This is a genomic window from Chamaesiphon minutus PCC 6605 (assembly GCF_000317145.1).
GTDB classification, from domain to species: domain Bacteria; phylum Cyanobacteriota; class Cyanobacteriia; order Cyanobacteriales; family Chamaesiphonaceae; genus Chamaesiphon; species Chamaesiphon minutus.
Genome location: NC_019697.1, coordinates 2,249,496 through 2,275,299, shown reverse-complemented (window position 1 = coordinate 2,275,299; position 25,804 = coordinate 2,249,496). Strand labels below are relative to the sequence as shown.

The window sequence follows — 25,804 nt, the reverse complement described above, 5'->3', positions numbered from 1 at the left end:
TAGCGTCATCATTAGCATAAATGAATCGGCAGATGGCAAAGTAAAAGTATCCTACAGATCCATCGATCGAATTCGATCGCCTCATGCAAATCAGGAATATCGAACCATGCTACAGGGATGGCTTCAAATTGGATTAACGTTAGTTCTAATCGTGGCAATTACGCCGATATTTGGTGGGTATATCGCCCGCGTTTATTTGGGTCAAAGAACGCTACTCGATCGAGTATTGCATCCGGTCGAACGGCTGATTTTTGGCCTCAGCGGGGTCAAGCCGGAAGTTCAGATGACAGGCTGGCAATATGCGAGGGCAATTTTATATAGCAATTTGGCAATGGCGATATTGCTGTTTGCGATCTTGATGTTGCAGGGAGTGCTGCCGCTCAACCCCACTGGTTTAGGCGCGCCCACTTGGGACACCGCACTACATACGACTATTTCATTTATTACCAATACCAATCAGCAACATTATTCTGGCGAAACAACGATTAGTTACTTGACGCAGACAGTCGGGTTGGGTTTTATGTTCTTCACCTCAGCGGCGACGGGAATTGCGGTCGCGATCGCCTTTATTCGCGGCCTAACAGGGAGATCGTTAGGCAATTTTTATGTCGATCTGACGCTGGCAATTACGCGGATTTTGCTGCCGATTAGTGTCGTGGGTGCGATTTTATTAGTGGCTGCGGGCGTTCCCGAAACGCTATCTGGGCCGATCGTCGTGCCCACCTTAGAAGACCCGAATCTGCGTCAAGCGATCGCCCTCGGCCCCGTCGCCCACTTTGAAATCATCAAACAATTAGGTGAAAACGGCGGTGGTTTTTTTGCAATTAACTCAGCACACCCATTTGAGAATCCCAATGGATTTTCCAATCTAATTCAGATCTTGACGATGATTTCGATTCCCACGGCGATGATTTATGCCTACGGTGTCATTGCCAACAATCGCAAGCAAGCCTGGTTAGTTTTCGGGATGGTGTTTATTATTTACGTTGCATTTATCATCGTCACCGCGATCGGCGAGTACCAAGGCAATCCCCTCGTCAACTCCATCCTCGGCAGTACACAGCCCAATTTAGAAGGCAAAGAAGTCCGCTTCGGCTGGGCGCAATCGGCTTTATTTGCCGTCACCACCACCGGGACGATGACTGGTGCAGTCAATTCCATGCACGACTCCTTCATGCCTGCGGGTGGATTTGTGCTGTTGTCTAACCTGTTTCTCCAAATCATCTGGGGCGGACAAGGTACGGGCACTGCTTATCTATTTTCTTATCTGATTCTGGCAGTATTTGTGACCGGATTGATGGTCGGACGCACCCCCGAATTCTTGGGACGCAAGATCGAGAAAAACGAGGTGGTCTTAACCAGCTTCTTACTCTTACTCGTACATCCCATTTTCGTATTGCTTCCAGGCGCGATCGCCCTAGCATTGCCCGAACAACTCGCAGGTATCAGCAATCCAGGCTTTCACGGACTTGCCCAAGTCCTGTACGAATATGCCTCCGCCACTGCCAATAATGGTTCTGGCTTTGAAGGATTAGCCGATAGCCAACCCGCGCCCACAGCCCTTTGGTGGAACCTGAGTACATCTTTGAGTTTGCTCGGCGGACGTTATATCCCGATCGTGGCTCTACTGATCCTCGCCGATGGCATGTCCCGCAAACAACCAGTTCCCTTTACCACAGGTACGCTCCGCACCGATACCGTTCTATTTACCAGCGTCACCGCAGGCGTCATCCTCATCATGGGTGCCTTAACCTTCTTCCCCGTCCTGGCTTTGGGGCCGATCGCAGAAGCCTTCCAACTGGCTAAGGGAGCTTGAAAGTAGTTGAGAGTTGAAAGTTTTGAAAACTGGGAATTTAGATCCACGATCGCGATAAATATATGAAAGCCACTACTTCTCGCCCGCCACAACCAACCGAAACTAGCCGCCAACGGCGATCTCCTACAGCCGACACATCGGGACTTTATCAACGTGCTATTCGCGATGCCTTTGTCAAACTCGACCCCCGCATTGCCGTCGGGAACCCCGTGATGTTCCTCGTCTGGGTTGGGACGATCGTCACCTTCCTCGTCACCCTCGACCCCAATCTGTTCGGGACGGTAGCCGCCGAGCCGAACCGCCAGCGGGTCTTAAATGGGTTGATTACCATCATTTTATTTTTGACAGTAATTTTCGCCAACTTTGCCGAAGCAATCGCCGAAGGACGCGGTAAAGCCCAAGCCGATACCCTCAGATCGAGCAGATCGGATACGATCGCTCGCAAGGTCTTACCGGATGGATCGATCGGCCAAGTTAGCTCCACCGAACTCCGCAAAGGCGATCGTGTCAAAGTTGCACTCGGCGAAACTATCCCCGCCGATGGCGAAGTTGTCGCTGGTGTCGCTTCCGTCGATGAGTCGGCCATTACAGGCGAATCCGCACCAGTCCTCAAACAACCTGGAACCGACATCGCCAGTTCCGTCACGGGTGGGACGCGGGTAGTATCCGATGAACTAACCATCCAGATTACCGCCGATCCGGGACAGGGCTTTATCGATCGCATGATCGCCCTCGTTGAAGGTGCCAAACGTACCAAAACCCCCAACGAAATTGCCCTGACAGTCTTCCTCGCTGTCCTCACGCAGGTATTTTTAATCGTCGTCGCCACCCTCTCACCACTGGCTAACTACGTCAACACCCCAATTTCGATCGCCATTCTCGTCGCTCTATTAGTAGCCCTCATTCCCACCACCATTGGCGGACTACTCAGCGCGATCGGGATTGCTGGGATGAATCGCGTGTCCCAATTTAACGTCATCGCCACCTCTGGCCGCGCCGTCGAAGCCTGTGGCGATGTAAATACCTTAATTCTCGACAAAACGGGCACCATCACCCTGGGCAACCGCCTAGCCGATGAATTTATCCCCGTCAACGGTCACTCACTCCAAGAAGTTGCTGCCGTCGCTCTAGCAGGTAGCCTCTTCGATGAAACGCCCGAAGGTAAATCGATCGTCCAACTCGCCGAAAAATTGGGTGCCAAGCTCGACTTTCTGGGTGGTGGCTCGATCGAACAGATTCGCGATCGCGCCGAAGGCATCGACTTCTCCGCCCGCACCCGTATGAGCGGTACCGATCTCCCCAACGATATCGAAATTCGCAAAGGCGCGATCGATGCCATTCGTGGCTTCGTCCGATCGCGTGGCGGCAACATTCCCGATGAATTTGATGCCGCCTACGAGCGCGTCTCCCGACTCGGCGGCACCCCCCTCGGCATTTGTAAAAACGGCGATTTATATGGTGTCATCTACCTCAAAGATATCGTCAAACCCGGACTCAAAGAACGCTTCGACCAACTTCGGCGCATGGGCGTGCGTACCATCATGCTCACAGGCGACAACCGGATCACCGCCTCCGTCATCGCTCAAGAAGCAGGCGTCGATGACTTCATCGCCGAAGCCACCCCCGAAGACAAAATCGACGTAATTAAACGCGAACAGTCCGCAGGCAAACTCGTCGCCATGACTGGAGACGGCACCAATGACGCTCCCGCCCTCGCCCAAGCCAACGTCGGCGTAGCCATGAACTCCGGCACCCAAGCCGCCAAAGAAGCTGCCAACATGGTCGATCTCGACTCCGATCCTACAAAGTTAATCGATCTCGTCGCGATCGGCAAACAACTCCTGATTACCCGTGGGGCGTTGACAACTTTCTCGATCGCCAATGACATTGCCAAATACTTCGCCATCATCCCCACCATCTTCGCCGCCGCAGGCATCGGCGCATTAAACATCATGGGACTAAAAAATCCCCAATCCGCCATCCTTGCCGCCCTGATCTACAACGCCCTCATTATCCCCGCCCTCATCCCCCTCGCCCTCAACGGTGTCAAATTCCGTCCCCTCACCGCCGACCAACTCCTCCAGCGCAACATCCTGATCTACGGCTTAGGCGGCGTCATCGCCCCCTTCATTGCTATCAAAATCATCGATGTGCTCATCCCTATCTCTTAATATGATTTTGGATTTTGGATTACGCGGCTTGTGCTCTGGAGGGAACCTCCCAATTGAGCCAAACAAACAAGACAAGATTAGGAAAACCTTGCTGTCAAAGGAGTCTGACAAACCATCTGTCGCCATTATTTTTAAATCGATCTAACCATCATGAAATGCTTCCCCACTGACGATCTCGCCCTACTCTGGCAAACCTGGAGCCGCCGCAAATACCCCACATACATCTTCCTCGCCCTCTGCCTCAACGTCATCCTCGCCTCAGCCGCCTTCGCCGCCACAGGTGACACTTTCACCCGCCCCCAAATCTACGCCCTCGGCATTCTCGGACTCGGCACCGTGGCTCTGTCTGGTTATCTATTCGTCGTCATGTTTCAACCCGAACGATTTTAGGTTAGGTGAGATCCGGAACCCACCCCCAGCCCCTCCTCGGAGGGGAGTATGAGTATGAAAAACAAATCCAAGAAAATTTTCAGCTCATAACCTACAACTAAAACCTAAAGGGGAGTGAATGCACTACGCTTTCCACAGATTCTCCTAACGGAGACGCTACGCGAACGACCCTTTGGAGGGGGTTTGGGGGGAGACCCCCCAAGTCCGGGTTCTACAACACCAGTAACTAAAAACTAAGCACTAATCCAAATCCCACCCCACCAACAACCCAAAACCAAGCACCACTCCACCCACCATTAAACCCATGAATCCCATCCGCGAAATCGCCAAAGCCATCCGCGCCACCCTCACCCTCTGGCTCCTTGTCGCCATCATCTACCCCCTCACCATCCTTACCATCTCCCAAATCGCCCTCCCCTACCAAGCCAACGGCAGTCCCATTAAAAACCCCCAAGGTCAAATCCTCGGCTCTGCCCTCATCGGTCAACCCTTCACCACAGATCGCTACTTCAACAGCCGCCCCAGCAGCACCAGCTACAGCACCGCCGATCCCAAAAAAGACGAAGCAGGTATCCTCAAAACCGGAGTATCCGGAGCCACCAACCTCGCCCCCACCAACCCCGCATTACTCGATCGCATCAACGGCAAAACCGACCCCGACCTCAAAAAAGCCCTCCCTGGCGACCTACCCAGACTCCAACAAGCAGGCATCAAACCCACAGCAGACCTCCTCTACACCTCCGGCTCCAGCCTCGACCCCCACATCACCCCAGCAGCCGCCAGAGCGCAAGTTCAGCGCATCTCCGCCGCCCGCAATCTTCCAACCAATCGAGTCGAACTATTAATCGGGCAAAATACCGACGATCGCTTCCTCGGCATCTTCGGCGAACCTGGTGTCAACGTCCTCAAATTAAACTTAGCTCTAGATGCGCTACGTTAATTCCCCACCTATCCCCTATCCCCTATCCCCTATCCCCTATCCCCTAATTCATGCAAACCTACCGTCGCGGTAAACATAAAATCTTCATCGGCATGAGTCCCGGTGTCGGCAAAACCTACCGAATGCTCGAAGAAGGACATCGCCTGCGCGCCGAAGGCATCGATGTCGTCATCGGCTTGCTCGAAACCCACAATCGTGCCGAAACGATCGCCAAAGCCATCGGACTAGAGCAAGTCCCCCGCCAGCAAATTACCTGGCAAGATGTTACCCTCTCCGAGATGGATGTCCCCGCCATCCTTCGCCGCCAACCGCAACTGGTATTAATAGACGAGCTAGCACATACCAATATCCCTGGTTCCGATCGCGAAAAACGCTATCAGGATGTCGAACAGATTCTCCAGGCGGGCATCGACGTATATTCCACCGTGAATATCCAACACATTGAAAGCCTCAACGATACCGTCGCACAGCTTACAGGCATCGTCGTCCGCGAACGTATACCCGATCGCGTCCTCGAAGCTGCCGATGAAGTCGTCGTCGTCGATGTCACGCCTGAAACCCTCCAAGAACGCCTCCGCGATGGCAAGATCTACGCTCCCGACAAGATCGATCGCTCGTTGAATAATTTCTTTCAGCGACGTAATTTGGCCGCACTCCGCGAGTTGGCATTGCGAGAAGTCGCCGATAATATCGAGGAAGGCACCGAACAGGCAAACGGTGATGCACTCGTCACCGCCTCTTGCAACATTCACGAACGCGTATTGGTATGTATTTCTACATACTCCAATACGATCCAATTACTCAGACGCGGCGCGCGAGTTGCTAACTACATGCACGCTCGTTTTTATGTCTTATTTGTCAACGAACCCGATCGATTTTTGACTAAAGCTGAGAGCTTGCATATCGCCACCTGCGAACGGCTCTGTCAAGAATTTGGCGGAGAATTTCTGCAAGTACGTGCATACAAAGTACTGGAGGCGATCGTCCAAACCGCCCAACAATATCGGATTACCCAGATCGTCATGGGTGAAAGTCAAAAATCGCGCTGGCAAATCTTCTGGAAAGGTTCGTTAACTCAACAGATTCTCCGACTGCTCAAAAACGTCGATATACATATCATCTCTACGAGTAAATCAACTACACAATAAATAGTTAGGTTACTTGAGTTACTGACTGCCCTGTCGGGGCGACTTGTCGCCTATAACGCTGATAGGATAAGTCTCATAGCTCTCAAGCCTTGTTGATAATTAGGTAGTTTATGTGGGGACAAAGACATTAATTCAACAACAACCTGCCAATTACTAGATGTTGAATCGACCCATGATTCACCCCAGAGTCCAATATAGAAAGTGCTATGTCTAGCATATTTTCGGTGATGTTCTGTTTTTCTGCCGAGATATTCTTGAACTTGCTTTGATTTGATATCTATCCCTTGGATGATACTCTTCAAGTATGCTAGTGATAGCAAAATCAATAATTTGCTCAATCGTTCGCCCGTTAAATTAGTCTTTTCTAAGTTATATCCTCCGCCCTTAAAGTCTCGAAACATCTCCTCAATTCCAAATCTTTTAGCATAGGTATCAACTGCTGCTTGTAGATCTGCCAAGCTGGTCAGAATATACCAAGGCTCTTTTGTGGTAATATTTCGATATTTACCTAGCCATTTACCTGCTAGGTTAAATCCTTCAACTGGTGCAGTTTTTCTAATTGTTACTTCTTGATTAAAAAAGCTATTTCCTGGCTCTAATCCTAGCCTTTTCAGTTCAGTCCACAATTCCTCTTCAGTCTTGATACAAACATTCTTTTTCAGTCGTAAACAGAAATCTATTTTCTGCTCTCTAAGCCAGTTCGCAAGAGTAACACTACAAAATTCACGATCTCCCAGTACCAACAAGCTATAATCTGATAGGGCAGCGAATACTGGGGTTAATACTAATTGTTGGTTTTCCAATGTACTGTTCCCTTGTTTATCAAGCATTTGCCAATAAATAGGAATTGCTCTCTTTCGCCAAATCATACTGACCATCAAAATATTGTTTGATTGCCATTTGGTTCGATCTATTGCTAAATATATAATATTATTCTGTTTGACATTGCCTTTAATCCAAGCAATCACTAGTGATAACCAAACATTATCTAAATCCCATTCATCATTTGATAAAAATCTCTGGACTTTTTTTCTTCTGCTTTCAAATTTAATTGGCATCGCTAGTTTTGTTGCGATGCTTTCTAGCGTGACTTCTTTAATAGATTGCACTACTTGAATCAATAAAATTGTCAATAAGTAGTTACCGCGTGTGAATTTTTCTGACAAATGGGCATGATACAATTCTGGTAACATTTAATTGTTTTTTGGGTAAGAAGCTCTCTTACCCTATCTTTTTTGATACTATTTGTCTAGAGTTGTCTCTCTGCCGAGTTTTCAGGCGACCTGTCGCCCCGTCAGCTGACTGCCTGACACAAATGCCTCAAATTTAGCTTTAGATTTGCCGACCAGAGCAGATTTTGATTTACAGCTTTAAGCTTGCTTAATTTTACCGAGATTGGTACTCAATTGTCGTACCCAATTAATTACCGTGTTATGAGAAACTCCAGTTTGGCGTTCGATCTCGCGAAAACTCATGCCTTGCTGATGTAATGCCAAGCAATGCTGCTTAATTTGCGGAGGATAGCCACGAGTACTATATTCTTGGGCAAACTGCTTGCCACAATTTTTACATAGATACCGCTGCTTGTCATTTCGATGTCCATTTTTTGCTATTCGATCGCTACCGCATTTCACGCATATCATTACTTCGCTGTGCGGTACGAGCAGATCGTCGCCGATATACGGATTGAGATAGGCACAAAGTAAATTTTTTAGCTCTGAATATAGTTTATGTCGATGTTCGAGATCGCTTTTGAGGGCAGTGAGAAATAAGCCATTATAGGTACGATGGAATACTTCCGCGATTAACTCGCTTTTTTCGCGACTGAGATTGGGGTTGCGCTGTTGACAAAGATCGGCGAATTGATTGACGATCGTTCGATCGAACTTATCGTCAAATAGAATAAATAATCCTGGTATTGGAGCAAGAAAGTACTGTAAATAGACAATTTTGTGGATCGGATGCTCGAAATACTCTGCGTGAGCATCGACCATTTCTCCGATCGTTTGGACGAGGGGACGACGGATATCTTTGGCGATTAGTCTGGTATTGACGATTTCAACTTGCGCCATATGCTCCGCTTCTAAGGCATGGAAGATCGCCAATTTGTCAGGGAAGAATTGATAAATTGAGCCAACGGCTGTATTGGCTCGATCGGCTATTTGCTGCGTTGTCGCGGTGGCATAACCCACTTCGGCAAAGACTTCGGCTGCTGCTGTCAGGATTTTTACAACCCGTTGTTGTCCGCGTTGTTGTTTGGGTTGACGACGCAAAGAATTAGGACTTGACATTTGCGAGGATTTATTCATAAAATTGCGATATCGATTTACCAAACTATTCACTCACCCATGAATATGCTCCAAGGCGCACCCTGGCTCTTAGCTCACAAATCTATGCTAGCAGTCAACAAACCCTTCAAAGTATCTCTTTACGGCAATGATTATGTGCTTTGGAAGGATCTACAGGGAAATTTTAATGCCCTTGAAAATATGTGTCCCCACATGGGGGCGATGCTATCCGAAGGTTGGTGCGAAGCGAAACCAGATGGAACGAGTCGAATAGTTTGTCCATTTCACGCACTAGAATTTGATGGTAAAGGTTGTACGATTTTGCCTGGTTCCGGCAAACAAACTCTACCACAATTAGCCCAGCTAGAATTAATTATCCAGGGTGACTTTATTTGGTCGTATGGTGGATATGAACCTAAAATCCCGATTCCTAATATTCTTAATGAAATAGCAGCTAATTACGAATTTGTTGGACATACGGGGGATTGTAGCGTTAAGACTGACTTGCGATCGATGTTATTAAATATGCACGATTATAATCATCAAAATGGCACCCATCGCGAGTTGTTTAAAATCACTGAAGTGCAGTTTGAGAAATTTATTGATGATGGGCATCATTCTCATGCCTATTATCAGATGCCGATCGCATCGAGTAATCTGTGGGAAAAACTCAAAAATCCGCCGCTATTTATGATGCCGAAATTAATGTCAGCACATCTGGAAAATCATTTCCCCCATGCGATCGTTTTTCACAGTGAGATGCCAGCCGGAACTGTCGCTCAATGTCATTTCTTCGTCCCAGAATCTGAAGGTAGAACCCGCACCTATGTTTTACTATTTGCTCAACCCAAACACCCAGCATTTTACCTGATGAAGCAACAGTTTTTAGCGGTGGTAAAAGTTGTTGTCGATCAAGATGCCGCAATTTTGAGTAACATTTATCCGAATGCTCCGCAGAAGATTAAGTTGAATAATGAGGTGGGTATGGATTGGGTTCATCGCAATTTTGACAGCTTTCCAGAGCATCTTCCCGCGAACAGACGATCGGTCAAAGTATGAAGCAATCTGGGCAAAGATTCCCGATATCGAGCCAGAACCATAGTACGGATGGCACGATGACTCTCAATTTCATTTTCCTAAAATCTGAAACTGTTGAGGGGTGGATTGGGTTAAAATTGAACCATCGCGATCGAGAGCTTGGACTTGCCAAGTCAACGACTTATTTGTCTTCTGTTTGAGCCAAGGTGGAGCGGTATAAGTAGTGCGTTCTGCTGATAATAAAGCTGATAAAATTACGCGCTCTTTATCCTTAATTTCTAACTTATAGCCTCGTGCATTACTAATTCCCTGCCAACTAAATCGAAGAGTTTGCCCAACAGCAATTTTACGATCGGTTAAGGGTTGGATCGGGATAAGTTTATCGGCACTAGCAGTCATAAAATAACGAAATACAGGCATCGGGAAACCAGCGACACCACCACTATTTACGATTCCAGTACCGATACTAGAATCGCCTTCTTTATCATCTGTCGCTTCGATGCGTAATAAAATCTGATAAGCACCAGTCGAACCTTTAGGAAATTTCGTCGGATCGGGTCCTGGTAATAAGACTTGCCCAGTCGGTTGCAAGAAGACATCGAACCTTTCTAACTGGGTATAACGTCTTTGCAAACCCCGTTCTTCGAGCGGTAAACTGGCTTCGGTTAATAAATCTCGCCCAGTTGGGGGCGGATCTCCAGGTAATACTACTTCCCATCTGCCTTTTAATCTGCCCGTGCCGTTGTAGCTAATTTGGGCACCGAACTGAGGTAAAGTTGACCCAGTAAAAACCGCAGGTGCGGGTTTGCCCCCAGTAACTAGTTTGACACTAGTAATACTAAATGGCACACGCGCCCCACCACTAGACAACCGACAGGTGACGGCTACATATTCATCAGGGCCGCCGTTATTACTCCTCCAGCGGCGCACGTAGAAGAAATCGGAATTATTGCCCCGCGCTGCATCTTGATAGGCTTTACGCGCCACAGAAGCGGGAATGGTCATGATATCGGTATAGTTGTTTTGACCGCTGGTTCGACCGATATTGTACCGACGCGGCAATCTCCCAAATACAGTACCAGAAACGCACGATCCATCGGCATTAATTTCGCCACACCACAATGCTTCGACAGGAGTTTGGTTATTCAATCCAAAGTAGGTGAGAAATACCGTAGTCGTACCGAAACTTTTGACATTTACGCCTCTAGGACTAACATCGATAGCTTGGGCAGGTTGCGCTCCTAATAAAGTTACACTTAAAGCTAAAATTGCGAGTGAGTTGGTGAGAATTTGATGAGTTTTCATGGTTTAAGGAATAGGGAAGTAAGGGGGAATGGGGAAAGGGGAAAGGGAAAAGGGAAAAGGGGTTTAAAAACTTAGGCTCATGCCTGTGCTGATGGTATTAATTGTTGAATTGGTGTTAATATTGCCGATCGAACTACTGTTAAGATTCGATTGACCACTGTAGCGGAGGAAAACACTGCCAGGATTTTCGCGACCGAAAGTATTTGTTTTGAAATTCCAAGTTAGGAGTAAATCTAGCGCATTCGATCGAGTCAAAGATTCGCCGATCGAATCAGAATCATTATTAAAATTGTAATTAAGGGCTAATGTGACATCAGGGACGAATTCCCAACTCACTCCAAAGGTCGGACTTTGGGTAAATCGCGTAATTTGGCGTTCGATATTTTGGGCATTAGTGAAGTTGTAGCCAAGATTGAATCTTAATTGTTGGCTAGGTTGCCAACCGACTGAAAATTGATGACTGGTATTATTAAAATCGGCATTTTCGCGTCCCGGTTGGCGATTGTCTTGAAAAGTGGTGCTAAATTTATAATCGAATGATAATGCTTCAGAAAATTTCCATTCTAGTCCGATTTCTTGAGTATTAGTAAGTTGATTAGGAATTTCGGATGGTTCGTCAAAACCACCATTGAGGGCAGCCAAGATCGAACCGTTTTGAGCTGTTTTTTGATAACTGTAGGAAATAGTGGGTAATAGGGGACTATTATTCTGTAAAACTGACTGCAATGGTATATTCAAGCTAATAGTATCGCTGTTATTTCTAGTCTTCAAAAGATTTGGAAGATTGGCGATATTATCTTCAGAATTAGTATGCTGAAATTGAATATTCGCACCCGCGATCGTGGCATTGATGCCATACTGAGCTTGCAACCTGTCGGCATTGACAGTTGCACCGAGTGTGCCAAATTGAGGATCTGTCTGCTCCAGTTTGATATTGGCGGAAAGAGCTATATTGCGCTTATCGTCTAGTTTGACATCCTTGAGAATATCGTAGCTAGTTTCGGCATACCAGGCATTTTTAGTCACGGGTTGGAGGGCGATAGCGTTGGTACCCTCAGTGAGTTGCGGATCGTTATTTCCACCCGCAGTGAAGGTACTGCGAGCAAAACCAGCATCGGCTTTCCAGCGTCCGTCATCGTTAGCAGCGGTGACTCGGAAGCCGATCCCATCGCTGGTTTCGGCATCGACGACTTCACCGACGTTAAAATTGGCAACGGGTAAGCGCGAACCATTCATCACGGTAGTTTCCAGCCGCACGCCACCAGAGTTATTATTCGCCACTTGCATTCCGAGGGTGGCTCCCGTGAGATTGTTGTTACTCTCGCCAATCCCCAATATATTATCGAAACCGACGATCGCGGTGGTGCTGAGATGTCCGATACTGAGATCGGCGAAATTATTGAGTTTGAGATTGGCTGTCACGCCTCTGGTACAGACATTGCTGACGAGTAAGGGATTGTTGCCAAAGCACACATTACCGATTGCCACCTTATTTTCGCCATCGGTAAAATCGATCGAGTAGGCACTGAGATCGACAAGGGGTGAGCGTTCTTGGAGTTCGTTAAAGCGGAGAGCTTCCGGTTGGAAGGTGGTACCGACGAGGTTGACTTTGCCTTGCAATTTGCCCGTCCCGATGGGATATAGGGCGGATAGTTCGCCTGTGAAGTCGGCATCTAAGAATGTGGGGCGAGGTGAAACACCCGCATCGGGGCTGCGAGATTCGGCGAGTTGAGATTTGATGTTGACGTTGAGTTTGGTGCTGAAACCGATGGGGCTAGTGGGATCGGTAGCAGTGGCTGAAGTTGTTGCAGGTGCCGCTCCGGCTGGCGGGGGTGTAGTAGCAGTTGGGGATTGAGAATCGCTGGGATTTGCAGGGATCGAGTCAGGTTGAGATGAGGGATCGGGGCTGGGTGCTGGGGTTGTTGTTGAAGTTGGGGATTTACCAGATTCTTCGGTTTGGGTGGCGATTTGGCTGGAATTTGGTGTGATTTTAACAGGGAAAGTCGCGACAGGTTCCCACCGATCGGGTGTGGTAGTGCGATAAACTGTAAGTGTTTGCTCCCCAACAGGTAGGGGTAAAAAAGTCGATTTATATACTAATTCTTGTCCTTCTCGTTGCATTTGAGAAGTGATATCGAGATCGCCCAAAAATACAGCAATTTCTGTTTGAGGTGGCAATCGCTCGACTTTGACGCGCAATATTTCCCCTGATTTAAGGGTAATAACTGGCGATAGAATTGGGGTTGTTAAAGTTAAATTAATTTTGGAGATAGGCAGTAATTGTGCGCGGGTGGGTAGCGCGCATAGCGCGATCGAGCAGCACAAAACTACCGTACCCTGAATCCAGCGGTACATAATAGTTGTATTCTCCTGTATTTAGATTAGAAAATAGCTATTTATTTCGGTAAAAAAGCTCGATCGAGAATCTCGATCGAGCCACTCAGTCCGAAGATGGCAGATCGCGATTTGAAATTAGCAAGAACCTGGGCGAGAACTACCTTTGGGGTTGAAGACGGTTTGGTCGTTGAAGAAGCACGTATTATTGTCGAGGCGGAAGGATTTTTGGATAAAGACCTGGCGATTATGGCTCATGCGGCCTGTGACGGTGACGAATCGAGCCGCCCCCTGCCGGATCTCTTGGGTAGTCAGCGGGAAGGAGACCGCTCGTTTTTGACCCAGTAGCATGTTTTGGCTATGAAATGTGGATAGGTTGCGGAGGACGCGCCCATCAAAGCTTTTAATCTGCCCCGAGACAAAGTATTCTGCGTTATAGCCGCCTTGATTAGAGAAAGAGATAGTTGCGTTGGGTGCTACTTGTGCCATAGCTGGAGCAACAGTTGCGGTCATCATGCTAGCAGCACTTGCAATAGCAAAACCGAGAGCTTTAGCGGATTTGAGCGAGTGTAGAAGTTTCATAATTCCTTGTTTCCAATGGTGTATGTTTGCTTGTGAAAAGATACACGTTCGGAATTTTGGGTTTATGCACAGTCGGTGAAAAAAAGTTTGTTTTGTTCTTCGACAGTAATCGATCGATCGCTCTAAACGATCGGCTCTCTCGTACCTAAAGCCCTGTATCTGAGCGTACCCACAAGCGATTTGCGCCCATCGGGTTTCCCGACGCGAAAAGCAAATCAAGACAGGGGCACCCCTAATACTGGAGCAGCCAATCCAGTGCAAGTTAATAAACTTAGTAATGTGAGGTTGAGACAAGATTTGAAGAATTTCATCACGATCGTTCCTGTTGTAATTGTGGGTTAGATAAGGAGGAAAGTGTTAACCTGCTCCATGTCTTTTAGAATAAGCTCACACAAATGGTTTGACAGCCAGAAAAGATCGGTAAAAACCTGCTGTTAACGATCGGAAAAGATCGGAAAAGATCGGAAAAGATCTGCTGTTGACGATTCTCATTCTAAAATGCTATGCCAACGGAAAAGATTGGCCTTTCCGATCTTAATTGTTAGATTATTCCGATTGAAAAAGTAATTTACAAGCGAGGATTGGTTTCAACCACTTCAGATACTGATTAGGGTGGGCAATGCCAACCATCTATGTTTCAGGCGATTTAGATCTAATAAATGTTTGTGCCTAGCTACTTAGTCAGTCTGAAATAGCGAGTGACAAGATTGGCGATCGATCTATGAGTATTCATTAAGAATACTTAATCATAATTTACTAATCTAATAGCAAAGATAGAAGCTCGTTTTATCATCCTTTCTTTGCTATTATCTATAGTACGGAGGTAGCAGCGAATTGGATTTAGCAAAATCTAAAAAATCGATAATTTTCTCACATGCTGCTTAAAAAAGCCTGTAAATGTGAGTTATGATTTAGTTAAATGGTGCCTTGAATTACTCTTTGCCCTATTGGTTCGAGTGGATCGATAGTTCGATCGATCGTCACAAACACACCCTTAGCTTTGACACCTGCTGGTGGCTTTTGTTTAGCATTTAACTTAATAAATATGCTGCCGCTATTGTCGGTTTTGAATTCACCGCAAGGAATAACTTGTCCATTAGCTAATTCCAACCACATCCGATAGACTCGATCGACAGGTAATGGTGGGAGATTTTTGGCTGATACAATTACCTGCTGCCAGTTTCCAGGTGTAAATAACACTTTTCCCACTACTCGATCCGATCGATCGCTCAAGGAAAGTAGCCGACTTTTAGGTTGGCTTAATACACTTGCTAATTCCTCTCGATCTACCTGTTGGGCAAATTGTAATTGTTGCCGCAAATTAAAATTATCAAATGATAAAAATCCAGCAAGACACAATCCAATTCCTGCTAATGCTCTGCTCCATGTCAACACTTTTTTAGGGATTGGAGTTACTTCGTTTACCGTCGGCTGGGGGAGATTGACAGTTAGACTGGAGTTTGACAAATTAGGATCGAAAGACTCGATAATTTTGGCTTTTAATGCCAGTGGTGGATCGATTTGGGGCAAGCATTCAGGCACTTTGTTAAAGGCAGCTTGGAGCGCATATACTTCAGCCCACAAAGCGGGGTTGTTATTCAGCGCAGATTCAAATTCTCTAGTTTCTAAAGTGTCTAAATCTCCTAATACATAGCCAGCCGCTAACATTTTTTCTTCTTCCGAAATTGGGACACTCATAGGTTTCTCCTTTAACCAATCTGCGATTGCAACAGTTGACGTAATTTAATTAGTCCTTGCCGTGCATGAGTTTTGACAGTACCTATTGGTAGATCGAGTTGTGTGGCAATCGCTGATTGGCTGAGGTTTTGATAATAACTTAATTCGAGAATTTGTCTTTGACGATCGCTTAATGAAGCTAGAGACTCCCGAACGATAGCTCGTTCCTCAGCAAGACTTACTGAATCTAATGGAGTCGGTAGATCGGTTTCGGGAATGATATTTTGTTGGAATCTTTGCAGCGATTTCTGTTCGCTCTGCCGAGTTCGCAACTTATCGATCGCTCTCGATCGAGTCAGTAAGCACAGATAGCTACTTAACTTAGCACGACTGGGATCGAATTTATCCTGTTTCCAAAAGCTCAAGAATATGTCTTGGGTGAGATCTTCGGCTTCATCAGGACGATCGAGTAATTTTAGGGCTAAAGTGTACACTAAACCCCCATAGCGATCGTATAAAACACTTAAAGCATTTTTGTTCCCTTGATGCAAACTAGCAATTAAGTCAGCATCGGGAGGATCGAAATGAATTTTGCTCATCCGATTAGTCCTAAATAAATAATAATTTAGCTAGGTTCTAGCTGGTTCTTATATTACTCAAGCACCTGAGATTGCACAGTAAGAAAAAGTCAGTAAAAGTGTTGTATTTTGGAAACCATCGAGACTAGATGTCACAGCAAAGCCGAGCGATCGACTCACAGCAAAGCCGAGCAATGTTTTCAGTCAATCTTCTTAGCAAAATCTGATTTCTGAAAATCTTGACTTGTACCCACAAGTGAGATCGGATGGAGCTGAAATAACTCACTTTTTATGACTTTTTCCCACCTTTCCAAATTGTTTTCAGAATTCAAATTCAGTTTTAGGGCAACCAAATAACTGACTTTATCTAACTTTTTCTTACTGTTAATACTTTAAGGAAATATTAGACTTAATCTCTATACACCCCGAATCACAGCAAGATGCGCTTCACCTTTATAGATCGCTATGGAAAACCATCCAGATCGAAACATCAGATTGGATCTCGATCGACATCATCTTGCCGATCGGATTTATACTTGCATGGAGAATGGCGATATTTTTGGGGCGATCGATTGGATCGATCGAGAAATTGCCACCGATCCAAATTGTGCTTATTTGTATGCAGAGCGGGCAAACTTTCGGCAGCAGATCGGAGATCTGTCAGGCGCGATCGTCGATTACGATCGGGCGATCGATCTCCAACCCCACAATCAATTATTCAAACAGTGGCGCGATCTCTTGGGATAAAAGTGTTCCCCTGGATTTTTTTCAGATTAGATCTGAAAGATTAGTTTACATTTATTCGATCCTATTGGTAAGTTTTTAGGGTTTTGTACGAGGATCTTCGCCATTTGGAAAACCAGGAGTAGTACTGCTAGGGACAATTTTTACTTTCAGTAAAACTCGCTTAATTATTAACTTTTTCTCGGTTAAAATCGTAACAACTTTTTGATGTGCTCCAGCACTTAATCCGCTTGAATTTAGGCTTGCCTCTATTTCACCGCGACGATTTGTGTCGATCTGACCATTGTGAGTGTTCAGATTAAACGGCTGCGGTGGCGTAACGACAAATTTGGTATGACCGAGTGGAACTTGAACGTCGATTTTGAATGCTTTTTGATTTACTTGTTCATTAACACTGCGGGTGCCAAAATCGACAACTTCATCAACTTGCTGTGGGTTGATGTTGATGTTGATGTTGGGGATAAGCGACGGTTCGGATTTGGCAGGAAGTGATATCGAGAGAATGGGAACCGCTAGTAGCGGTAAAAGTAGGGAATGAAGTTTCATGGTTTTAGTGTGGTGAAGGATTAGTGTCTTTTATGCGCTGTTATCCTTAGTACGGATCTGACATCAGATTGGATTTGAAAATCTGATGTCAGAAAATGGCGTTGCTAAATCTGGAGATGATTTATTTTTTAAGCAGCACATGAAATTCAAGGTAGGGGCAATTCGTGAATTGCCCCTACCCTAAATTGCCTGTGGATTTTATATATCAATTCAGCAACGCCCAGAAAATTTATATCTCAAAAGCTTGATTTTTCGTGAAAGTAGGGTGTGTTATCTCAGAGGGTGTCTGAAAAGTTTTATTTGCACGATCCTAGGTTGTAAATCCCCCTTTTCAAGGGGGACTAAGACTCTTCCTCCCCCTTTTTAAGGGGGCTGGGGGATTGGATCTGTGCTTTTCAGCCACCCTCTCATAAGGTTTTTTGCTTGGTAACTTGCAAAGTTGTGAAATCCAATTTACTGTGTCCTCCGTACTAAAGGTAACTGTCAAAGATTTACCTTCAAAATGTCAGATTTTTGACACGAGGATTTAACTTACCATCATTGAGAAAAATCACAATGAAACCTATTGCTAATTTTGTTGTTAGAGTTAACGTTCAACAACAGTCCAGATTGTTGAGCCGGAAAAATGTCTTGTTGTCTTGCTTGTTGCTAATTGGGATCTTCCTGGGTGCAACGGATGCGGCATTTGCTGGCTCGACATCAGTGGCTAATCCCGCTACCAAAGTGAACGATTTGCTACGACCTGGGATCGAGAAAAAACCTCCCGTTGTCAAAGAACCTCCCGTTATCAATACGAGTAATATACTTGCTGACGAATGCTCATTTTTAGGCGGAAAAATACTTGAAGGTGGCAATGCCAATTTGTGTGCTACAAAACAGATGTGCGTTATAAACGGCAATGCCGTGTGTATTACCAAGTAAATTGATGTTGCATTGACTACGGAAGCTAGACTTATCCGATCTAGCAGTCGCCAACGCGGTTAGGACATACCACAATACGGTTCGGTTAGATACTAAGGCGGCGGTTTCAATCGCTGTCCTAATCTGTCCTAATTGCCTTGGCGGTTGCGGCGGCGATCGACTACCCGATCGCCCCTAAAAGTTCCAAAGCCATTTTCTGAGCGGTAGTTAAACCCTTTGCGCCACTAATTTTCATCCCTTCATACAGTCGATCGGGTCGCAAAGTTTGGAGACAATCGCCAGTGCGAATATCCCAAATTTTCATCGTTTCATCGTAACTACCACTGGCTAATAAATAAGGAGTAGCCGGATTGGGACAAAATGCGATCGATGAAACAATATCGGTGTGTGCAGTTAGAGTCATAGTGCAATTACCCGTAGCCACATTCCATAGTTTAATCGTGCTGTCACCGCTACCAGTAGCCAAGATCGCGCCGCCTGCGTCATTAAAATCGGGTGCAAAAGCAACTCCATAAACGCAATCGCGATGTCCGCGAAAAGTCATCAAACATGCACCCGTATCTACGCACCATACCTTCGCCGTACCATCCGCGCTCCCACTAGCGATCGATCTACCGTCGGCACTAAAGGCTACTGACTCGATTCTCCGATCGTGTCCTAATAATTTGCGACAAGCTTGGGTCTGAAAATCCCAGAGATGGACGTAATTCTCCATACCACCCGTGGCTAATAAAGGTGCCTGGGGATGGAACGCGATCGCCCAAATTATCCCACTATGTAGTCCCTCAATCGTCTGTAATAATCGATCGGTCTTGAGATCCCACAGTCGCACTTTGCCAGTGTAGCCACCGATCGCGATTAGTTGGTAAGCTCGATCGACTGTGACGACCGTATTCCACCGATCGTCTGTTATCGCTGCTTTCAGAGTGCCCGTTTCAGTATTCCACAACCGAATATCTTCCTCAAAACTGGCAGCAGCTAAGATTTCTGAAGTTGCATTATCGGTGTGCCGTAAAAATGCTAACGACCAAATCCAGATCTTCGACCCCCAGAAGGTTTGCAAACAGGTGGCAGTGGCTAGATCCCAAATGCCGATTGTATGACCGCTTCCACCCCCGGCCACCTTGTCTCCAGCGGTATTCCAGGCAATTGCTCTCACCATATTGCCATGTCCCTGAATCGTCCGAATACATTGCCCTGTGGAGATCTGCCACACCCTGATGGTCCGATCCATACTACCGCTGACGATCGTTTGTCCGTCACTAGTCCAGGCGATCGATGTTACCCAGGCAGTATGTCCAGTCAATGTTTTCAGACAAGTTCCCGTCGCCAGATCCCAGAGCTTAATTGTACTGTCTGTAGCTCCACTGATTAATAGTGTGCCTGCGGGATCGATCGCACAAGTAAGGATGCGATCGCGATGTCCGCTGCAAGTTTGCAGACAGTTTCCCGTTGCTAGATCCCAAATTTTGAGGGTGCGATCGGAACTTGCTGTAACAATTGAACGATCGTGAGGATGAGTGGCGATCGAGTTAATTTCCTCTAGGTGTGCCGCTTGCGTCCACAAACACACTCCCGTCTCTAGCTCCCACAGTTTGAGCGTTCCATCCACCCCCCCAGTAATCAGGCGATCGGTACCGACGATCTCGATCGATTTAATTTGCGCTGGATGTCCGACAAAGGTTCGCAAACATTCACCCGTAGCTAGATCCCACAATTTTGCAGTCCGATCGTCACTCCCAGTGACTAGATGCCGATTGTTGGGATGGATGGCGATCTGAAAAAAAGCGGTATGTTCCATCAATATGTGCCGACATTCACCCGTGGCGACATCCCATAATTTGACGATCGATTCCTCACTAGAAGTCGCCAAGCTGCTACCATCGGGACTAAATATCGACGACCACACTAAGTTGTTGTGTGCTTTAATCTGCCGTAACAGTTGTCCGGTGGCTAATTGCCACAGATTGACATTACCATTGGTATCACCTGTTGCCAGCACTCGATCGTCGGGACTCAAGCCAATGGACAATAAACTCCCCAAGCGATCGGCAAAGACAGATCGATCGAGATCGGTATTGGTAAAATTAACGCGGTGCAAATTGGTTTCTTTTAAATATGCCTGCCACACACACAAATCGGACAGATCTAACTCACTCAGATCGGCACCCAAACGCACGAGCAGATTCAATAGATTTCCGGCAACATAATCTCTCTGTTGGCGGGGTAAAGTAACGATAATTGCTCTTAATCTGGCTGCGAGTTGGGTTTTGGATAAAGAGACACGATTGATAATTTCATCGACAATCGATCGAGCTTGAGTTTGCCGAATATAATCTTTAGCAGTCGCTTTTAGTAGCGCGTAATTTTGCAGGTATTTACCGATCTTATCTTCCCTAATTTCCTGACATACATTATTAATTAACCGCTCGGTAACGTATTCCATCACCACAGGCTGTTGAGAAAAATTCATCCCTTGAGTAGATGTTGCAGTTTCAATTAAACTGCGTCTGCTTAAAGAGCGGAGAATATCTGGTAAGTGTTGCCGATCGCGAGCAGAAGTTAGATCCTGCTGAATTTCGGTGAGTGGGACAAATTCTCGCTCGATTGCCAGCCAATACATTACCTGTCGCTCCAACTCCGACAATCGATTGAATTGTTGCTGCAATAAGTCCCGAATATCATCGAATAATAGGCTACTATTCTCCGTTTCAATTTGAGCCAGAAACTGTTCTAAACTACCCCCAAATAGCTCGATCGTCATCGCCGAGACCATTTTTAAGGCAAGGGGATTTCCGGCGTAGTTTCGGGATAAATCTTGCCATCGATTTGGGTTTGTCGCTGATATGCCTCGTTGTTCCATAATCGTTTGTGCCGATCGATCGTCGATCCCTGTCAGCGCGAGCGATCTGACAACGTTATTTTCCCCTTCTAATAAAGCAATATCCCTGGGCTTTTCCCGACTGGTTAAGATGACACAACTCTGATGACGAATCTCTCCTAACTGTCGCAATAATTCCCCATACTCCTCATAACCCGTTTCTCCACTGGAGACGCTACGCGAACGATAAATTCCCGCCCGCTCTTTGCCCTGTAAAATCGATTCCGCGTTGTCTAATACCACCACACAGCGGGACTGACGTAGATATTGGATCAGTTCGGCGATCTGCGCTGAGACACCCTTTGCACCACGATCTGATTGCTGCTGCCGATCGCGGAAAAATTGGAGTAAATCTGCGAGTATGTTAGTTAAAGGTGGCGCATTGCGAAGCGATCGCCAGATAATATGTTCGTAGCCATTATGCTGCAACCGTTCGACTAGTTTTACTGTCAGGGCAGTTTTGCCAATTCCTCCCATCCCCAAGATCGCTACTAATCTCGAAGGTACATCATCATTAATCGGCACAATCCAATCCTGAAGTTGTTGGAGTTCCAGTTCCCGCCCCTGAAAGCCGAACACTTCCATTGCTTCGCCCCAGTCGATCTGTGTCGCTGGTTGTTGCTGGTTTGGCGAAATAGATCGATTGACGACAATCGGGGTTGCTGTTGGTTCTGCTAATCCGCGTCCATATTGCCCAAAGGCAGAGGTTAAAGTGTTTTTAGTTACCTTTACCCCCAACACCTGACTCAACAGCTTCCACAGCCGCGAACCGACCTCTTTGATGTAGTCTTCATCATAGCCCGATCGATCTGCCATCGCCGCATAGCTATCTCCCGCCCAAGTTTGCCGCAAGACAAACTCTTGGATCTGCGTCAAAATTTTGGGTTTGAGCAACCCATCCAAGATTTCCAGAGCTTCATCGGGAGTCATAAGCACAGGCGATCGACACAAGTAACGTCAACTGTTGCGATCGATCCGATCGTATCAGATCGGGATCGAGGTTGCCGATCCGATCTCCTGTTACCATTAGTTTTTTTTCACTTCCAGTTAGCACAATGTTGTTTTCTCTCACCACTGAATCAGATCGATCGCACAACCACAACACGTTCGGAAGTTTGGGTTTATGCAGGGGTAATTGACTTGAAACTTTAAGCTATCGTGGCGTTCCGACGAGATCGAATTGACAGCAATCTCGAACTAAATTGCTCCCTCTGACACTAGCGGCTTTGAGTAAATCCGCCCAAGCTGTTGTTAGTTGACGATCTTTGTTTTGGCGGAGCTGAGTACCGAGGGTGGAAATCGCATCGTACCAAATGCCATTTTCGGCGAGGATTTGGACGCGATCGAGGGTAGATGTGGCAGTTTCTAGTTTGGCGGGTGGGGTAATCCGGTTAATTTTGCCCTGGATGACAAAGGGACGATCGATCCGCTCGTCGGTATCGCAGTAGAAGGCGACTTCCCACCGATAGGTGCGATCGACTTCTAGGGTGGCATCTGGGGGGAATGTGATGCTGACTGCACCAGCAGAGATGTTATTGGCGATCGTCAATAATTGTTTGGCGATGGGATTGCCATTTGCCGAGCGCACGGAAATCTCGATCGGTAAGTCTTTTGTCAGTCCTTGGGGAGCATTTAACCAGATGGTAGGTCGATCGCTTATGGTTTGTCCCCAGTGGATTTTTTGGGGTGAGAGGGGGACGAGGGCGGTAATGCCGCGATAGGAGTGGCAACCACTACGGGTGCCGCCACCTTGAGCGCGATTGCCAGGAATGCCGAGGGTGCTGGGGGGAATGGGGGGTTTCCAGCGGATTTTGAGGGTGGGTTTGGGTTTAGGGGTTTGGGTGGGGGTGATGGTGGGAAAGGTGAGAGTGGTGGCGATCGCCAGGAGGAGGGCGATGGTTAAGCGGTGATGGTTAGGTTTCATTGTGGAATAGTGGTGTTTTTAAGTTGTTAGTTACGATCTCAGCGGTTAAAACCGCTGCTCATGATGCAAAGTCCGCCTACGCGGACTGACTTTCCTAGTCCGCGTAGGCGGACTTTGCATCACTAGCCACGACTTCTAGTCGTTGGCACTCCCATAACGAGCGACTTGTATTTTTGTGGGCAGGGCAATCGATCGAGTGCCAAAAACTAATAGTGATGTGCTAGCAAGGGAGAGCATTTGAACGCCAACGGGGAGCCAGATACCGTGATTTAGGGTTAGACTTGCGGTGGTGTAGATGGCGATCGAGGTACCACCTAATAACAGCCAACGGATCGATCGCTGGTTGACTAAACCGATCGATCCACCAACGATCGCGCTGCCGATCGACAGGAGAATTAATTGTGGTAATTTAACTGGATATAGTAGTGGGCGATCGTTTTGGACTCCACTGAGGAGTTGGCTGACCATTTGGGCGTGGATGAAGACACCAGGCTGTTGTTGGGAGAAGCCCGCACCAAATGGTGTCGTCCAAAAATCGTTGCTGCTGGGATTTACCGAACCAATGAGAATGATGCGATCTTTGATGGCGGTGGCGGGGAGATCTCCAGACAGAGCTTGCTCTAAGGTGACGGTTTGGGCAATACCCTGGGCGGTACGGCGATAATTGAGCATGATTTGCAGTCCTTGAGCATCTTGGGCGTGATACCCGCCTGCATTCTCTTCTAGGGGGGCAATCTGGAGTTTGCCCAGGTGTAGGCTTTGGGGCGAGAATTCGATCGGAATTTGGCGATCTGCTAAATATCGCATGACGAGCAGGGTACTCAAGGCATTCCCCGATTGACATTGGGAGGTAGATTGGGCATCCATTGCAATTAGGTGTCGTCGCACTGCGCTGTCGTAATCTCGCACGAAATCGCTAAAGCCGACGGCTTGGGAGGGTGCTTCTGGGGCTGGAGCCACGCCAGCAGGATCGTCTCGGACATCGGGACGTTTGCAGATGGTAATGAGTCGATCGTTGTTTGATAACTGATATTTGAGCGATGGTAATTCGCTGGTAAAGTCTCGATAAATATCTAGCCCGATCGCACTGGGTTTGGCGCGATCGAGGATTTGCAGCAGTTTGTCTAGAGATCGATCGGATATCGATCCCGATGCGGTTTGACGGCGTTGCGATCGGACATCTGCATCGGTGAGGGTAATGACTAATAAGCGCGGATCGGTGGGTTCGATCGGGCGGGATTGGATCAGGCGATCGTAAATCGCTAGTTCTAATGGTTGCAGCCAACCGAGGTATTTGGCTCCTAGTGTCAGTCCGCTGCCGATCGCACTCCCAATGGCGATCGCGAGTAACGAGCGAGATAGCGATCGTTGCCAAGGGCGAGTGGATGGCGGTAACGCGGCGATCTCTGGCTGACACCAATCCGCCCACCGCACGGCAGGTTCGGCGGGATTTTGACAGATGACTGGCAGCCAAGTGGCACAGGGAAATTCACTTTCTAATAGTTGTAATTTTTCTCGCGCCTCCCGCACGGAGGCATATAGAGAGCTTCCAGCGGCAAAGGTTTGCAGAAATGTCTTCAGAAATGCTTGTGCCACGCGATCGGGTACGGGTTCGCGCATGACGATTGTTTGGGGAATGCGTAAGTCAGCGAGATCTCGCGCCAGTCCCAAACCGTCGCAGGAGTTGAAGATCGCTAGTTTCAAACCGTTGGCGATCGACCGTTGTAAGCCATACTTGAGCCGCTCGATCGTCAGCGTTTCTGTGGCATTAATTTGGATGCAACCGCGCTCCTGACTGGAACTATGTCCGGCAAAAAATAACACATCCCATTGCCGCTCCCAAAGCTGTGCTTGCAACCGTTCGCTAGTAGGTTCGATCGACCATTCGATTTCGGCTTGGGGCAGTTGGGAGAGGATCTGACGATCGGCCGCAACATCGATTCCTTGACTGTTACCTAAAATCGCCAATACTTTAACCCGTGCCGATTTTACCTCCAGACTAGCCGGACGCGAACGGGCGTATTCCGCCGGACTTAGGGCGATTTCTGCCGTCGGATAATCTTCCAAAAGTTGCCATAAATGCCACGGTAACTGTAATAAACTCGACTCGTTAGCGGCGATCGCGATCCGAATCCGATCGGCGGGACTCAGATGCGTCCTAATCCGCCGCTGGATCTGCCCGAACCCATCAGAATTCAACCACTGATTCAAGCTCGATCGTAATTGCTGACAAACTGCATCAAATTCGGCCTGAGAGATATGTGAAACTTCCTCGACCTCATCGAATTCAAAGTTACGCAGATCGCCCGCTCTTCGCCACCCTAGATGGGTATAGAGCGCGAAATATAAAGTTTGCCACTGCCCCCTCAATCGCCCTAATTCCGGCATCGCGGGCAAACTCCCCGCAATCTGCATCGGCTGCGCCGTCCCCTCATCCCAAAGCTGCGCGATGATACTCGGCACCCCCGTCTGAAGATCCCCACTGCCCAAATTCAGTACTAGCAACCTTTCCATCGTTCGA

General features: G+C 47.3%; 19 protein-coding genes. 8 read left to right on the top strand and 11 right to left on the bottom strand.

What is annotated here, in order from left to right:
• The first annotated feature begins 106 nt into the window (after nt 1–106).
• The 5 genes from kdpA to CHA6605_RS10495 all read left to right on the top strand — a co-directional run bounded on the left by kdpA (nt 107) and on the right by CHA6605_RS10495 (nt 6,465).
• A complete protein-coding gene (kdpA, locus tag CHA6605_RS10515) occupies nt 107–1,816 on the top strand; it encodes a potassium-transporting ATPase subunit KdpA (RefSeq protein WP_015159441.1) in 1,710 nt (569 codons plus the stop codon).
• A gap of 62 nt (nt 1,817–1,878) precedes the next feature.
• Complete coding sequence (kdpB, locus tag CHA6605_RS10510) at nt 1,879–3,987, top strand: potassium-transporting ATPase subunit KdpB (protein WP_015159440.1); 2,109 nt, start codon at nt 1,879–1,881, stop codon at nt 3,985–3,987.
• Between the two features lie 150 nt (nt 3,988–4,137).
• Complete coding sequence (locus CHA6605_RS10505; RefSeq protein ID WP_015159439.1) at nt 4,138–4,377, top strand: potassium-transporting ATPase subunit F; 240 nt, start codon at nt 4,138–4,140, stop codon at nt 4,375–4,377.
• Between the two features lie 304 nt (nt 4,378–4,681).
• Entirely contained in the window at nt 4,682–5,317 is a 636-nt protein-coding gene (gene kdpC / locus CHA6605_RS10500) for a K(+)-transporting ATPase subunit C (RefSeq protein ID WP_015159438.1), read from the top strand.
• A gap of 50 nt (nt 5,318–5,367) precedes the next feature.
• Nucleotides 5,368–6,465 carry a histidine kinase gene (locus tag CHA6605_RS10495; protein WP_015159437.1) on the top strand — a complete coding sequence of 366 codons (1,098 nt, stop codon included), beginning with the start codon at nt 5,368–5,370 and terminating at the stop codon, nt 6,463–6,465.
• A gap of 50 nt (nt 6,466–6,515) precedes the next feature.
• On the opposite strand, the gene CHA6605_RS10490 is transcribed toward CHA6605_RS10495, so the two are convergent.
• Both CHA6605_RS10490 and CHA6605_RS10485 read right to left on the bottom strand, forming a co-directional pair.
• Nucleotides 6,516–7,658 carry an IS4 family transposase gene (locus CHA6605_RS10490; RefSeq protein WP_015157518.1) on the bottom strand — a complete coding sequence of 381 codons (1,143 nt, stop codon included), beginning with the start codon at nt 7,656–7,658 and terminating at the stop codon, nt 6,516–6,518.
• Between the two features lie 177 nt (nt 7,659–7,835).
• Complete coding sequence (locus tag CHA6605_RS10485; RefSeq protein ID WP_086936209.1) at nt 7,836–8,774, bottom strand: TetR/AcrR family transcriptional regulator; 939 nt, start codon at nt 8,772–8,774, stop codon at nt 7,836–7,838.
• Between the two features lie 39 nt (nt 8,775–8,813).
• Between CHA6605_RS10485 and CHA6605_RS10480 the strand changes: the two genes are divergently transcribed.
• Nucleotides 8,814–9,812: a Rieske 2Fe-2S domain-containing protein gene (locus CHA6605_RS10480; RefSeq protein ID WP_015159435.1), complete on the top strand. Its 999-nt coding sequence runs from the start codon at nt 8,814–8,816 to the stop codon at nt 9,810–9,812.
• A gap of 69 nt (nt 9,813–9,881) precedes the next feature.
• Here the strand turns inward: CHA6605_RS10480 and CHA6605_RS10475 are convergent, their stop codons facing one another.
• The 5 genes from CHA6605_RS10475 to CHA6605_RS10455 all read right to left on the bottom strand — a co-directional run bounded on the left by CHA6605_RS10475 (nt 9,882) and on the right by CHA6605_RS10455 (nt 16,288).
• Nucleotides 9,882–11,096 (bottom strand): hypothetical protein, encoded by a 1,215-nt coding sequence (locus CHA6605_RS10475; RefSeq protein ID WP_015159434.1) that lies wholly within the window; start codon nt 11,094–11,096, stop codon nt 9,882–9,884.
• Between the two features lie 63 nt (nt 11,097–11,159).
• Complete coding sequence (locus tag CHA6605_RS10470; RefSeq protein WP_015159433.1) at nt 11,160–13,451, bottom strand: hypothetical protein; 2,292 nt, start codon at nt 13,449–13,451, stop codon at nt 11,160–11,162.
• Nucleotides 13,452–13,568: 117 nt separating this feature from the next.
• Nucleotides 13,569–14,012, bottom strand: a complete 444-nt coding sequence (locus tag CHA6605_RS32865) for a hypothetical protein (protein ID WP_015159432.1) — start codon at nt 14,010–14,012, stop codon at nt 13,569–13,571.
• A gap of 915 nt (nt 14,013–14,927) precedes the next feature.
• Nucleotides 14,928–15,710: an anti-sigma factor domain-containing protein gene (locus CHA6605_RS10460; RefSeq protein WP_015159430.1), complete on the bottom strand. Its 783-nt coding sequence runs from the start codon at nt 15,708–15,710 to the stop codon at nt 14,928–14,930.
• Between the two features lie 11 nt (nt 15,711–15,721).
• A complete protein-coding gene (locus CHA6605_RS10455; protein ID WP_015159429.1) occupies nt 15,722–16,288 on the bottom strand; it encodes a sigma-70 family RNA polymerase sigma factor in 567 nt (188 codons plus the stop codon).
• A 444-nt stretch (nt 16,289–16,732) separates the two neighbouring features.
• On the opposite strand from CHA6605_RS10455, the gene CHA6605_RS10450 reads away from it, so the two are divergent.
• Entirely contained in the window at nt 16,733–17,014 is a 282-nt protein-coding gene (locus CHA6605_RS10450) for a tetratricopeptide repeat protein (RefSeq protein ID WP_015159428.1), read from the top strand.
• Nucleotides 17,015–17,089: 75 nt separating this feature from the next.
• On the opposite strand, the gene CHA6605_RS10445 is transcribed toward CHA6605_RS10450, so the two are convergent.
• Nucleotides 17,090–17,557, bottom strand: a complete 468-nt coding sequence (locus CHA6605_RS10445) for a hypothetical protein (protein WP_015159427.1) — start codon at nt 17,555–17,557, stop codon at nt 17,090–17,092.
• Between the two features lie 555 nt (nt 17,558–18,112).
• On the opposite strand from CHA6605_RS10445, the gene CHA6605_RS10440 reads away from it, so the two are divergent.
• Nucleotides 18,113–18,478 (top strand): hypothetical protein, encoded by a 366-nt coding sequence (locus CHA6605_RS10440; protein ID WP_015159426.1) that lies wholly within the window; start codon nt 18,113–18,115, stop codon nt 18,476–18,478.
• A gap of 160 nt (nt 18,479–18,638) precedes the next feature.
• Here CHA6605_RS10440 and CHA6605_RS10435 read toward each other — a convergent pair whose 3' ends face one another.
• The 3 genes from CHA6605_RS10435 to CHA6605_RS10425 form a co-directional block, all read right to left on the bottom strand.
• On the bottom strand, nt 18,639–22,289 hold the full coding sequence (locus tag CHA6605_RS10435; protein WP_015159425.1) for a WD40 domain-containing protein: 3,651 nt from the start codon (nt 22,287–22,289) through the stop codon (nt 18,639–18,641).
• Between the two features lie 223 nt (nt 22,290–22,512).
• Nucleotides 22,513–23,283: a DUF928 domain-containing protein gene (locus CHA6605_RS10430; protein WP_015159424.1), complete on the bottom strand. Its 771-nt coding sequence runs from the start codon at nt 23,281–23,283 to the stop codon at nt 22,513–22,515.
• A gap of 135 nt (nt 23,284–23,418) precedes the next feature.
• Nucleotides 23,419–25,797, bottom strand: a complete 2,379-nt coding sequence (locus CHA6605_RS10425; protein ID WP_015159423.1) for a CHASE2 domain-containing protein — start codon at nt 25,795–25,797, stop codon at nt 23,419–23,421.
• Nucleotides 25,798–25,804 lie beyond the last annotated feature (7 nt).